This window comes from Bacillus sp. FSL M8-0256, assembly GCF_038005765.1.
GTDB classification, from domain to species: Bacteria; Bacillota; Bacilli; order Bacillales; family Bacillaceae; genus Bacillus; species Bacillus safensis.
Genome location: NZ_JBBOTU010000001.1, coordinates 3,833,259 through 3,845,688, shown reverse-complemented (window position 1 = coordinate 3,845,688; position 12,430 = coordinate 3,833,259). Strand labels below are relative to the sequence as shown.

At 36.1% G+C, this 12,430-nt stretch carries 10 protein-coding genes and 1 other annotated feature (1 of these 11 running past the window's edge); all 10 genes read left to right on the top strand.

The features are described 5' to 3' along the window. Positions 1–210: a binding site (T-box leader), on the top strand; it begins 61 nt to the left of the window's first position. Positions 211–321: 111 nt separating this feature from the next. After that, positions 322–1,182 (top strand): SAM hydrolase/SAM-dependent halogenase family protein, encoded by an 861-nt coding sequence (locus NSQ76_RS19810; RefSeq protein WP_024427616.1) that lies wholly within the window; start codon positions 322–324, stop codon positions 1,180–1,182. A 14-nt stretch (positions 1,183–1,196) separates the two neighbouring features. After that, entirely contained in the window at positions 1,197–1,754 is a 558-nt protein-coding gene (locus NSQ76_RS19805) for an ECF-type riboflavin transporter substrate-binding protein (RefSeq protein WP_024424020.1), read from the top strand. Positions 1,755–1,773: 19 nt separating this feature from the next. Next, on the top strand, positions 1,774–3,489 hold the full coding sequence (locus tag NSQ76_RS19800; RefSeq protein WP_327831134.1) for an ABC transporter ATP-binding protein: 1,716 nt from the start codon (positions 1,774–1,776) through the stop codon (positions 3,487–3,489). Beyond that, entirely contained in the window at positions 3,480–4,310 is an 831-nt protein-coding gene (locus NSQ76_RS19795; RefSeq protein WP_095410003.1) for an energy-coupling factor transporter transmembrane component T family protein, read from the top strand. Before NSQ76_RS19800 ends, NSQ76_RS19795 begins: the two co-directional genes overlap by 10 nt. Before the next feature lie 158 nt (positions 4,311–4,468). Further along, positions 4,469–4,639 carry a CxxH/CxxC protein gene (locus NSQ76_RS19790; protein ID WP_065215011.1) on the top strand — a complete coding sequence of 57 codons (171 nt, stop codon included), beginning with the start codon at positions 4,469–4,471 and terminating at the stop codon, positions 4,637–4,639. An 80-nt stretch (positions 4,640–4,719) separates the two neighbouring features. Further along, a complete protein-coding gene (gene rlmH / locus NSQ76_RS19785) occupies positions 4,720–5,199 on the top strand; it encodes a 23S rRNA (pseudouridine(1915)-N(3))-methyltransferase RlmH (protein WP_034621943.1) in 480 nt (159 codons plus the stop codon). 80 nt (positions 5,200–5,279) lie between these two features. Further along, a complete protein-coding gene (locus tag NSQ76_RS19780; protein WP_306654646.1) occupies positions 5,280–7,037 on the top strand; it encodes an AIPR family protein in 1,758 nt (585 codons plus the stop codon). Between the two features lie 874 nt (positions 7,038–7,911). Next, positions 7,912–11,022 (top strand): AAA domain-containing protein, encoded by a 3,111-nt coding sequence (locus tag NSQ76_RS19775; protein WP_327831133.1) that lies wholly within the window; start codon positions 7,912–7,914, stop codon positions 11,020–11,022. A gap of 9 nt (positions 11,023–11,031) precedes the next feature. Then, entirely contained in the window at positions 11,032–11,544 is a 513-nt protein-coding gene (locus NSQ76_RS19770) for a hypothetical protein (protein WP_412676642.1), read from the top strand. Between the two features lie 556 nt (positions 11,545–12,100). Beyond that, a complete protein-coding gene (locus NSQ76_RS19765) occupies positions 12,101–12,403 on the top strand; it encodes an ArsR/SmtB family transcription factor (protein ID WP_025093701.1) in 303 nt (100 codons plus the stop codon). Positions 12,404–12,430: the final 27 nt, after the last annotated feature.

Sequence of the window (12,430 nt, the reverse complement as noted above, 5' to 3'; positions counted from 1 at the left end):
GAAAAGAAGCAAAAATAATGATTCGAAAAATGGTCTCTGAGCCTCGTGCTGAACATATCTATGATATTAGTAGGTGACGACGAGAGTTGGTACTCGTTATCAAAACCACAGTATATGAGCCAGATTGGAGCTTTGTACTTGTAGAGGCTGTTTAGCGCGAGCAAACAGTAAATAAAGGTGGTACCACGAGACAAATACCTCGTCCTTATGATTCAAAGATAAGGATGGGGTATTTTTTATTGTCCACTTTTTTTCATACAATTGTTCAAATGTTCCACGTGAAACACCACATCCATTTTTTCAAATGAAAGGGAGATTGACATGAGTGAACATGCATTGGTTTTACAATCAGATTTCGGCATTGATGATGGAGCTGTCAGTGCAATGTACGGAGTGGCAAATACGGTCAGCAGCAGCATCCGCATTTTTGATTTAACACACAATATTCCGCAGTATGACATTTGGGAGGCTTCTTATCGCTTGCTTCAAACCGTCACATACTGGCCGGAAGAGACGGTATTCGTTTCCGTCGTTGACCCGGGCGTTGGATCAGAGAGAAAAAGTCTTGTCGTCAAAACGACAAGCTCACACTATATCATTACTCCAGATAACGGGACACTCACGCACGTTGCCCAGGATATTGGCATTGTGGAAGCCCGTTATTTAGATGAAACCATTAACCGGCTGCCAAAGTCGGGAAAATCACATACATTCCATGGGAGAGATATTTACGCTTATACAGGGGCGAGAATTGCATCAGGTGTGATTTCTTTTGAAGAGGTTGGGCCAAAGGCGAATATTGATGATATTATCCATCTTCCAGTCGTACAGGCTTATGCGGAAGAAGATGTGATCACAGGGACGATTGATATTTTAGATGTGAGATTCGGAAACCTATGGACAAACATTCATCACACGCTATTTGAACAGCTTTCAATTAATTATGGGGATGCAATAGAAGTTACCATTGCCAACGGGCCGAAAAATGTGTATAAAAATATCATGACCTATGGACGATCTTTTGCCGACTTAAAGGTAGGCGAACCACTCGTATATGTCAATTCACTCGACCATTTAGGCGTGGCGATCAATCAAGGGTCATTTGCAAAGGCTTATAACATCGGTACAGGCACAGGCTGGCGCCTTTCGATTCGCAAAGCTCCGCGCATTATATACGAATAAGAGGAGGAAACATCATGGCAGGAAAACAACTTTCAACGAAAACTGTCGTTGCCATTGGAATTGGCGCAGCCGTCTTTGTGATTCTAGGACGATTCGTCTCCATTCCAACTGGTATTCCGAATACACAAATTGAAACCTCATACGCATTCCTAGCATTAATGGCCGTGCTATTTGGTCCTGTTGCAGGCGCACTGATTGGTTTTATTGGCCATCTCATTAAAGATGCGACCACATTTGGCCCTTGGTGGAGCTGGATTATTGTATCGGGTGTCGTTGGTTTATTGATCGGCTTTATTTCTAACCGTTTAAAAGTAGAAGAGGGCGACTTCGGCTGGAAGAAAATCACGCTCTTTAATGCCGTACAAGCAGGCGCACAGGCATTAGGCTGGTTTATCATTGCTCCTGTACTTGACATTGTGATCTATGCAGAACCTGCGAACAAAGTGTTTGTTCAAGGCATCGTGGCAGGGATTTCAAACATCATCACAGTTGGTGTACTAGGAACCATCATCATTGCAGCCTATGCAAAAACGAGAAGCAAAAGCGGCAGCCTATCGAAAGAAACATCATGAAGCAAGGTGGAACACATAAATGAAGAAACCGATGATTCAATTCGAACATTTCGGATTCAAGTATCGCAGTCAGGCAGAACCAACATTAAAGGATATCAACCTGACGATCTATGAAGGAGAAAAAGTTCTCATCGCAGGCCCGTCTGGATCGGGAAAAAGCACACTAGCCCATTGTATCAATGGGCTAGTTCCTGCGTCTTATAAAGGTTCTATGGAAGGAAGTCTTCACATCGGCGGGAAAAATGCAGAGAAAGAGAACATTTTCTCCCTCTCACAGCTTGTCGGAACGGTGCTTCAGGACCCTGATGGACAATTCATCGGGCTGACCGTTGGAGAAGACATCGCGTTCACGCTTGAAAATGATCAAGTCACACGCGAAGAAATGAACACACGTGTGAAGGAAGCTGCCAGATTAACAGAGGTAGACGGCAAGCTGGCATCGTCCGTGCATGAGCTGTCAGGCGGGCAAAAACAACGTGTCGCCATCGCAGGCGTACTTGTCAACGATGTCGACATTTTGCTGTTTGATGAACCACTTGCAAGCCTTGACCCCGCAACAGGCAAAGAAGTCATCGACCTTATTGACCGGCTGCAAAAACAAACGAAAAAAACCATCGTGATGGTTGAGCACCGATTAGAAGACGTCCTCTTCCGTCATGTGGACCGTATTATCGTTGTCAATGAAGGAACGATTGTAGCGGATATGACACCAGATGAATTGCTCGCCTCAAACGTATTAGAAGCGGCGTATTTACGTGAGCCTTTATATGTAAAGGCGATGAAATATGCAGGCATTCCGGTTGGACCGGGAGATCAGATCGCTGATTTACAGCGTCTCACCTTAGACGACGAGGCAAAAGAGAAAATCGAACAATGGATGGAAGCGTCTGAGCCATCAGTAGAACAGATTGCAGCACAGGATTTACTAGAAGTGCGCGAGCTGTGCTTTGACTATCCAACAAGACCAAACACGCTGAGCAACATCTCTTTTACCGTCAAAAAAGGAGAAATGATCAGCATCGCAGGAGCCAATGGAGCAGGCAAGACAACATTGTCTAAGGTGCTTTGTGCATTTGAAAAGCCAACGAAAGGGTCAATTCTTTTAAATGGTGATGACATCACAGGAGATACGATCAAACAGCGCTCCGAACGAATCGGTGTTGTTATGCAAAACCCCAATCAAATGATTTCAAAACAAATGATCTTTGATGAGGTGGCACTCGGTCTCGTTTTAAGAGGCGTAAAGGAAGACGAGATCAAGGAACGGGTGGAGCGGGTCTTGAAAGTGTGCGGACTGTATCCATTTCGGAACTGGCCGGTATCAGCCCTCAGCTTTGGACAGAAAAAACGCGTCACCATCGCGTCAATTCTTGTATTAGAACCAGAAATCCTCATCTTAGATGAACCAACCGCAGGACAGGACTTTAAACATTACACAGAGATGATGACGTTTTTAGAGCAATTAAACCAGCAGGGTGTCACGATTTTCATGATCACCCATGATATGCACTTGATGCTAGAATACACAACAAGAACCATTGTCATTTCAGATGGAGAAAAAATCGCAGATGATACACCAGCCAAAGTGCTGACAGATCAGCTGCTTGTCCAAATGGCGAGCTTAAAGGAAACATCGCTGTATGAACTGGCGCTGAAAGCAGATTGGCCGAATCCAAATGAACTCGTGGATCGCTTCATTGAGGTTGACAGAAAGGAACGAATGACATGGCTGTAGACATGCTGTCCTATATCGATCGCCCGTCACCGATTCACCGGCTGACAGGTGCAACCAAACTCATTTGCTTTATCCTCTGGTCATCCGCAGCGATGCTCACGTATGATACAGGCGTTTTAGTCTTTATGTTAGCCGCCAGTATCGTATTCTTTCAGATGTCGAACGTACGATTTCGTGATATTTCCTTCGTGGTGATCGTCCTGGCGATTTTCCTAGTGATCAATAACATCGCCATTTACATCTTTGCGCCCCAGCAAGGTGTCGCCATCTACGGAGCAAAGCACGAGCTTTTTCATATCGCAGGCTGGTACAATGTCACGCTTGAACAGCTTTTCTATCAGTTGAATATTACGCTGAAATATGTGACCGTGATGCCAGCAGCGCTTTTATTTATTGTGACAACAAATCCAAGTGAATTCGCCTCATCTCTCAGCCGAATTGGGGTCAGCTACCGGATTTCGTATGCTGTAGCGATTGCTCTTCGTTATATTCCAGATATTCAGCGGGATTTTCGCACGATCGCGATTTCTCAGCAAGCAAGAGGCATTGATTTATCGAAGAATGAAAAGCTGGGAAAACGGATCAAAAATGCGCTGTCGATTGTGATGCCGTTGATATTTTCTAGCCTAGAGCGGATTGAAACGATCAGCAATGCGATGGAGCTGCGAGGGTTTGGAAAGCATAAAAAGCGCACATGGTTTACGGCAAAAGACTTTCAAAAAGCAGATTATGCTGCGTTATTGTTTGTTGGTGTGGTGCTGATCGTGTCGCTAGTGATTACATTTGTTAGAGGAACGAGATTTTATAATCCATTTTTATAGAAAGAAGCCTTCACAGAAGTGGAGGCTTTTTTTAGTTTGTGGATAAAAGGTGTGAGAAATGGTAAAAGACTATTAACATGTGAATAAATCGGTTATATTGGACAATGAGCGAAACACTTGTGAATAACCAGAGAACCTATTGGAGGAATCAGAAACTTATGAACAAAACATTTTATGCGTGTGCAGAACACATAGAAACCGTATTAGACATGTACATAGATGATCATGAAACGCCGCCAGAATTCAGAAAAATCGAACATACACACAGTTTATCCACAACCTGTGAATTGTGCGATGAACCTGCAATATATATAGTGGGGAACGAATGATCGGACACAAAATACACAAATTTTATCCACAATTGTTGATAACTTATATGAATAACTTGTTCTTAAGGTGGGGATGACCTGTGAATATATCAATTATCACAGTAGGAAAATTAAAAGAGAAATATCTAAAGCAAGGCATAGCCGAATACACAAAACGATTACAGGCTTACGCAAAAATCGAGATCATTGAGCTCGCGGACGAAAAAGCACCCGAGAATCTCAGCGATCAAGACATGAAAATCATCAAAGACAAAGAAGGCGAACGCATCCTAAGCAAAATCAACCCCGACGCCCACGTCATCGCCCTCGCCATCGAAGGAAAAATGAAAACTTCCGAAGAATTAGCCGATACAATAGATAAGCTGGCAACATACGGAAAAAGCAAAGTATGTTTCGTCATAGGCGGGTCGCTTGGACTAAGCGATGCTGTCATGCAGCGCGCGAATGAGAAACTGTCGTTTTCGAGGATGACGTTTCCGCATCAGTTGATGAGATTGGTGTTGGTGGAGCAGATTTATCGGGCGTTTCGGATTGTTCGGGGGGAGCCTTATCATAAGTAACTTCGGTGAAATCAACTTAATTGAACTTTTTGAAACATGATTTAAATTAAATGTTAAATAGTAAGGGAGGGAATTTATATATGGCAATTAAAATGGATAACTCACAGTTAATAGCCAGTGAATTAATAAAAAAGAGTTTTGAAGAAAGTTTACTAGATAGGCAGGAAGATATTAAGTCTAATTCATCAAAATTTAACAAATTGCTACATGATTATTTTGAAACTTTTTCTGCCAGCTTAATTTTAAAAGCTTTTGATTTAAGTGATGAAGAACTTGAAAAAGGTATCGTTGGTAATGGAAATGACGGTGGTTGTGATGGTCTTTATTTATTTGTAAATGAAGAATTGATTTATGATGACACACCGTTGGAAAATATTAAAAGAAACCCTAAATTAGATTTATACATAATACAATCGAAATTTGAAACATCCTTTAGAGAAGATGTTTTTAATAAGTGGAAGAGTATTGTCGATAATCTTTTTAAAATAGAAGCATTTAAAGATAATGATTTTTCTAATCGTTACAATAGTGATGTTTTAGAGTTCTTTGAAAGGTTTCATAATACATTCTTAAGTTTAATAACTAAATCACCTATAGTTAGTTTTAAATTTATTTATGTGAGTTTAGGAAATGAGGTACATCCCAATGTAAAGCAACAGGCAACAGAGTTAATGAGCAAGCTTAAAACTTTATTTCCCAGTCCCAATACTGATGTCGATGTGGAATATATTAATGCAGAAAGAATTTTGAAATTATATGATGCACCTTCTAAAACAGATTTTGTTTTACATATTTCTGAAACACCAATAATTGTACAAGAAGAAAAAGAATATATTGTATTAGCTGATCTTAACCAGTATTTTAAATTCATTACTAATGAAAATGATAAATTGATAAAACATATGTTTGAAGCTAATGTTCGAGACTATCAAGGTAATATAACTGTTAATAAAGAAATTGCTGCAACCTTAGAGCAAATCGATTATAAAGAAGATTTTTGGTGGTTGAATAATGGAATAACAATGCTGGCTAGCAAAATTGATCAAAAATCAACTAAAGTTTTTGAAATAAAGAATCCAGAAATAGTAAATGGATTACAAACATCGACCGAAATATATAATTATCTGATTTCCACAAAAAAAGAAAATAAGAATGAGAGCAGAAAAGTTTTATTAAGGATAATAGTTCCTGATACTGATGCTTCAAGAGATAATATTATATTGGCTACAAACAGTCAAACAACAATTCCAAAAGCGATATTAAGAGGTACAGATGGTATTCATAGAGAAATTGAGAATTATATGAAAACAAAGGGGTTATTTTATGATAGAAGGAAAAACTTTTATAAGAATGAAGGTAAACCTAAAGATAAGATAATTAGTATTCCTTTTTTAGCTCAATGTTTAATATCCATTCTCTTAAGAAAACCTAATTATGCTAGAGCAAGACCTTCTACACTATTAAACGATGAAGAAACATACAAACAACTGTATTTAAATAATAGAATATTAGATAGTTATTATAATGCTGCGGTAATTGGAAAAAGAGTTAGAAGCTTTATAAATAATCTAGGTGTTTATTCTATTAGCGAACAATCAGATATTTCCTTCTATGTAATGTATGTTTGTTCCGCTAAAATTTCTGGATCTGCAGATATTTCACCAAAACAATTAGGTAACTTTAATTTAGATGATATTACTGAGGAAAAAGTTAAATTATGTGCTGAATATGTTTATGAAAAATATCAGAAACTTGGAGGCAATAATAAAGTAGCTAAAGGCACAAATTTAATAGATAAATTAGTGGATGATGAATTTATTGTAAAACCATTTAATTAAAAACGTAGATTTATTAATAGATAAGAAAGGTTTAATTTACAAAATACAATTAGTTGGTTGACTTTAAAAAGAAGCCAATATGCTAAAGTGTGTGTTGATTTTTTTATATTTAATCGAAAATACTTATATCTCATTCATTATAAGATTAGGTATACTACAATGATTTGAAAGTTGTCTACAAGCGCATCTGTAGTAGGTATTCGGGGATTGTTAGAATGATATGAAGATCAGTAATAAAAATTATAGGGAGATGATGAATAAGAGAAGTTTCGATCAAAGCTTTTTTATCAGGATCTTTCGTATTATCATGTGTAATTGGTCTTGAAATCAATGTTGATATTTATTCTCATTATTTTGAAACGTTTTGGAGAAGTTGTTTATTAAGTGGGGTTTATTGGATATAGGGTGCAAGAGATTTGTTAAGTACTAATTGTAATAGATGTATTAACAACTCAAAAAAATGATAAAAGAATTAGATAATAAATAGCCTAAATGAGCGTCATTCAATTCTATTGAATGACGCTTTATTTTTATTAGAAGTGTAATAATCTAATGTTTACGGAGGAAATGTAACTATAAAAGGATCTCTTATTAAAATACATTTAGTGAAGTCTCTTCATAAAGGTACTGGTGATTATTAATTTCATGTTCAAGTATCTCAACTCCCATTCCTAGTGTAAGTGTCTCTTTAATTATCTCCTATTGTAAATTCACAAAGATTTAAAGTACTTGATCAGATGCATTTGCCTTTTACAATTCGAATGAACAATCAATTGAGCGACGCTGGAAAAGTATGTTATTATTTAATATTAAAGAGTCAAAAACTATTCAAAAGTATAATTATTTAAATATGGTCGATAACAGGAGATATAGCATGAATAAAAAGGAAGATATTCTAAATGCATGGATTACAATAGAGCAGTTAGCAGAAGGTTCAATTAATAAAAATGGTAAATTATTAAAGACATTTCATCGTATTGAAAAAGATTGGCAACAATTCTTTATGAATTTTTTATATTATCAAAAACAACACAATAATATGTCAGATAAAGCCTTTGAAAAGTCTGGAATCGTATTTTACTTTGGTATTTTCAATTTCCAAGAAGTTGTTGATATTTTGAGAGAAAAATATAATATTGAGAAAACTTATGAGGAAATAAGTAATTCGGAAAAATTTACTTTCGCTTTATATTTTGATCATCAACTAAATCTGGTGGCTGATAAATTGTTTTTAACAATGAGCGGTTATATTCGCGAACATGGCCATTTACCTGATGATTTTTTAAAAGTTGAAACTTTATTTAGAGAAGAATTAGATCGAAAATTTGAAGAGGGTTTTCATAATGTGTTCTCTGAACTTATACAAAAGTATCATGTATCAATAGATAATTTCCGTTATAAATTCATACGACATCTGGATAATGAGGATATAAATCTACATTCATTCTTTATTGAAGATTTAAAAATGGCAAAGTTAATTGATACTGAAAATATAAACAGATATTTTAATGGGTTTACTGGAAATAGAAGAAATCTAGACAGTCATAAAGAGTCTGAACATTTTAACGCTTATATTTTTGAGGAAATTGCTTTAAAACCAAAATATTACCCGTTAGGACGTTTTCCATCAAACCCTGATTATGCACTCTATTTTATGCAACAAGCAGCTGTCAATTTAGCTTTAAACGACAAAAACGATATCCGAAGTATTAACGGCCCACCAGGAACAGGCAAGACAACATTGTTGAAGGATATTTTTGCTGATTTAGTAGTACAACAGGCTCTAGCTATTTCAAATCTTTCTAATAAAGTGATTCAAGGCAGTCTGGCCTATTGGCAAAATGCTAAACTTGGCGTGTTACCACGATCTATTTCTGATAAGAATATTATTGTGGCAAGTTCAAATAATGGAGCAGTCCAAAATATCGTTAATGAATTACCGGTGAAAGAAAAGATTCCAAAATGTTTTCAAGATCAATTAGAGAAAGCAAATTATTTCAAAGATATCTCTAATTCTCAACTAAAAGGAGAAGGATTTGGGAAAGATCGATACATTATAAGTGAACTGCTCAATGATAAAAATTGGGGTGTTTTTTCATTAGAAGGTGGAAATTCAATCAACATGAATAAATTGCTTCTCAATATAGAGGCAATTGAAAAAGATTTAGAGGAAGATGATCAATCGAATACTGGAGTATATCAGGAATTCAAACGGCTTTATAATAAATTAAAAGTTGAAAGAGACAAAGTAGAAAAATATAGCCAAAAATTATATAAAATACGAAAACTAAAGATCAATTATATAAATCAAGTTAAAGAATTTGAAAATGAGAAAACAGAAAAACATAAAGTTTTGACTAGTAATGAAAAAGAAGCAAAAGCTGAATTAGAGAGACTTAGAGAAGAGGAATTAAAATTTCAAAAAGTTTTATCTAATGTTTCTGTTGAACTTGAAAATTTATCAAGGGCAGAAGTACAAGCTGAACGAAATTATCATGTTCTTACTTCACAAAAGCCTAGTTTTTTATGGTTTCAGAAAATATTTAATAAATCTAAAGTCGAACATTATTTCAAAAAGCTAAACAGCGTGAATGAACACTTAAATGATCTAACTCAACAAAAAACAACACTTACAAATGATTATAGACAGCTTGAAAAGCATCTAGCTAAAAATGCTGTTAATAAAGAGTATACTCAAAAACAAATGATGGAAAGAAAATCTACCTATGAACGATGGGTGAATGCTAAGAATAATGATTTGGGAAAAATGAAAAAAGAAATTGATGCATTTGAAAAGAACAAGTCACAAAATGAAATTAAGGAAATAGACTTTTCTTTATCATACGAAGAACTCCAAAAGTCTAATCCTTGGTTTACAAAGGAGTTTCGTATTTTACAATCAGAATTATTTATTTCGGCTTTAAAAGTTAGAAAGCAATTCCTCAATGAGAACGTAAGAAATTTAAAAGCAGCAAGGATTATCTGGAATAAACAATCAAATTACATTGCGAAAGAGAATGGCCATGAGATAATTTCAGAAGCATGGCAATGGATCAATTTCGCTGTGCCAGTTATCAGTACAACTTTTGCAAGTTTTGGTCGAATGTTTAAAAACCTCAAGGAAAATTCAATAGGCAACTTATTTATTGACGAGGCTGGTCAAGCATTACCGCAGGCTAGTGTAGGAGCCATTTTTAGAAGTAAAAAAGTAATGGTTGTTGGAGACCCCTCACAAATAAGGCCGGTATTAAATTTAGATCCAAATGTTTTAACTTTGATTGGAAGACACTATAACGTAGACGAAAAATTTGTATCTGCTAATGCATCCACTCAAACAATAGTAGATGATACTAGTCAGTATGGATTCCAAAAAAACGAAGACGAATGGATTGGAATTCCACTGTGGGTACATAGACGTTCAAACTATCCAATGTTCACGATTTCTAATGAAATTTCTTATGATGGTTTAATGGTACAAGGAAAAAATGAAGATGAGGTGCAAGGGAGATCAGAGTGGCTTCATTGTGTGGGAAAGGCGAATGACAAATATGTTAAAGAACAAGCTGAGTTACTGAAAAAACAAATTACTGAGCGGATACAAGCAAATACAGATTTAGCTGATGATATCTATGTGATATCTCCTTTTAGAAATGTTGCTTATCAAATTGCACGAGTTTTAGATGAAATAACCTTTACTAAACGAAAAGAAGGTAAACCAATAAATGTAGGTACTGTTCATACTTTTCAAGGAAAAGAAGCGAAAATTGTCTATTTTGTCCTAGGAACAGATTCAAATAGCAGTGGAGCAGCAAAGTGGGCTGTTTCAGAGCCCAATATAATGAATGTTGCGGCCACTCGAGCTAAAGAAGAATTTTATATTATTGGTGATAAGAAATTGTATGCATCTCTTGGAAGTGACGTTGCAAACAAGACTATTTCAATTATTAATGACTATAATAATGCTTGTAATCGGCTGCGTAAGTAGTACTTCAATATACAATCTAAGAAAGCAGGCAAACCATGCACACAATCAAAAAAAATAGGCCGAACCTTCTCATACATCACACCAGTATCACGAACAGACCGCCCCATCCTTGGCATGGTCGTAGGCAATAACAAAAAATTAATGATCGATACCGGTAATTCAGAAGATCATGCGGCTGATTCCGTGATCGTGTATGTGAAAGAAGAGAAAATCCTTTTTCTTGGTGATTGCATTTATCCGAAAATGTATGCCGAAAAAGTCCATTATACGGTGAAAGAAATCTTGCGTCTTTTAGATGAGTTAGACGCTTTTGATGCCGATATGTATTTTCCCTCACACCAAAGACCATGGACAAAAGAGGAGTTTTGTCAGGAAAGAGATAAACTTCGGATGATTGCGAAATTCACTGGTTTATGTGGTGGAGATCAACATAGAATCGTGAGTGAATATCAAGTACATGTGAACAGAGAATTGAAAGAAGATGAATTAGAAACCATTGATTACTTTGTAAATGGTTATTAAATAATCACTAAAAAAGTCTCATTTGAGTGATTTCCCTCAAACGGGACTTTCTTTGCATCACGGATTGTGACAGACTTATTTTTGGCATTGATAATAAAAACAATCCCAAGTAGGCTTAATTTTCAGGTCGTTGTTTTCGTCCCAAAAAATCAAATCGCTTCACGCAATTGATGGTTCTAAAATGACAATTTTTCATTGTTTCTCCTTTCATTATCACTTGAGAAGTGTTTCATGAGCTAATTAGAGATCTGCCAACATTAAATAATACTTTAAGAATCTTGGTAGATAATAACCTCATTTAAAGGCATCACGGTGAGCCTTATCATAAGTTAGTGAGGGGTGAGAAGGCTAAATTTAGCTGTACAAGCAGCAAAAAAGTACTCTAATCCTTTTCCATCAAACATCTCCATTGCACCAGGATAGAAGATATAACCATCCCGCATAAAACCGTGATTAAGCCTAAAGCGGTGATAAATTACCTAGGAAAATAGAAAGTTGTAAGGGCTCTCCAACAACACATGTTGACATATCGTTATTTACCGATATAATGGGGTGTATGGAGCCAATAGAAGTTTTTAAAGCCTTATCCAATGAATCCAGATTGCAAATTTTACAATGGTTAAAGGAACCTGATCGTCATTTTACACCCCATGAAGGGATTGATATGAATACTACAGGGGTATGTGTTAGTCAAATAACAGATAAATTGAAAATGACGCAATCAACAGCATCTCAATACCTTTCAATTTTACTACGTGCTGGATTAATTACGACAGAGCGTATAGGTAAATACACGTATTATAAAAGAGATGAAAATGCCATAAAAAAAATTGCTGAGATTCTAGAAAAAAATATTTAATAAATGAACTGAATTCATACATCAGAA